1 protein-coding gene is annotated in these 1,789 nt (G+C 51.2%); it reads right to left on the bottom strand.

Annotated features, from left to right (window positions below; genetic code table 11):
• Positions 1-1,453 (bottom strand): TerC family protein (locus tag AC1DUO_RS24590; RefSeq protein ID WP_477989233.1); only part of this gene is annotated, 1,453 nt, incomplete at its 3' end.
• Between the last annotated feature and the right edge of the window lie 336 nt (positions 1,454-1,789).

Raw genomic sequence — 1,789 nt, 5'->3', positions numbered from 1 at the left:
GGGTATATTCCATCAGCAGACCGGCCAGCGTGTGATATTCCCTTTTTTCATCCACCGGCAGGGAAATATACATCACCAGATCGTCAAGCGGCATGTAGCCGTTGGCTATCCAGCTTCCATCCTCCTGCTGCTGGATATCATGCCGTGCATCAGGCGTTTCGTCAGACTCTGGCAGGTWACCGGCAATGGTTTCCATCACATCCGTCAGGGTCACGATTCCTTCGACAGAACCAAATTCATCGACCACGAAAGCAAAATGCGTTTTTGCCTGGCGGAATTGTTCGAGGGCCATCAGCAGAGAAAGCTGTTCCGGGAAAATCAGGGGCTGGCGGATCAACGCCTTAAGATCCAGTTCATTTTGCAGCAGTTGTTGTTTGAGCAGGTCGACAACGTGCACAACACCCAGCGGTTCGTCGGTGGAGCTGTCTTCGGTGACCAGCATACGGGTATGTTGGTTATCAGCGATTTGCTGCGTCAGCACGTCGACAGGGTCATTAAGTTCAAGATGGTCTACGTCGTGGCGGGAGGTCATTACGCTGCTGACGGTGCGTTGCCCGAGTCCCAGCACGCGCTCAATCATGTGACGCTCCTGCTGGTTGAAAATCGCATCTTCTTCGTCAGCGCTGTCTGCAATCATGTTTGAAGAGTGAGCATCAAGTTCGGCTTCTTCATGTTTGCCACGCAAGACGCGCAATACGGTTTCTGCAGTGCGTTCACGCAGAGAGCGGCGCGAGGATAAAAAGCGTTTGCGGTTAAACTGTGCCAGCTGATTCAGCCCTTCAATGATCACGGAGAAACCGATCGCGGCATACAAATACCCTTTCGGGATAACATAGCCAAAACCTTCGGCAACCAGGCTGAAGCCGATCATCAGCAGGAAACTGAGACATAAGATGACGATAGTCGGATGCGCATTCACGAAACGTGTCAGTGGTTTACTGGCTAACAGCATCAGGCCGATAGCAATACACACCGCCACCATCATGACGGCCAGATGCTCAACCATCCCGACCGCGGTAATCACTGAGTCGAGTGAAAAGACCGCATCCAGCACGACAATCTGAGCAACGACCGGCCAGAATTTAGCACCGCGCTGCTGATGGCTTTGTTCTTCATCTTTGCCTTCGAGTCGTTCATTAAGCTCCATCGTCGCTTTGAACAACAGGAATATCCCCCCCGCAAGCATAATCATATCGCGCGCGCTGAACGGATGCCCGAGCACGGCAATAAGAGGGCGGGTCAGTGTCGAAAGCCAGGAAATGCAGGCCAGCAGAAGTAAGCGCATCACGAGGGCCAGTAAAAGCCCGGTGACGCGAGCCTTGTCACGCTGCTGGCGCGGAAGTTTTTCCGCCAGGATGGCAATGAAAATGAGATTGTCTATCCCCAGGACAATTTCGAGAACTACCAGGGTCGCAAGCCCGGCCCAAATCGAGGGATCGGCGATCCATTCCATATTGCGTTTTTCACCTTTGGTTACACGACGATTGTCGCACGTTGAATAATGGGCGCCAGCACCCCAAATTTCAAATCTAAAACAGCGGTCTAGGCAAACTGGCAAGGGGGCCCAGGGGAAGAAGGATGAGATGTGATAAAAAGCCGTCAGGACTGATTTGGAAAGCAGCAAGTTACGATTATTAAATCACCGAACAGGTATAACATTCCTAAAAATAAGCCTTTAGCATACTGTTTGGTGCGGCTTACTGGTATCGTAACTGAATTAACATAATCGTGTTTGAGTCCTAAAGTCATGAGTATGGTCTCCCTAAACCAAATCACAGAGACTATACTC

This window comes from Rahnella sp. P4_A8, from assembly GCF_056402435.1.
The sequence above is the reverse complement of the archived record's forward strand: the minus strand, read 5'-3'. Positions and strand labels throughout refer to the sequence as shown.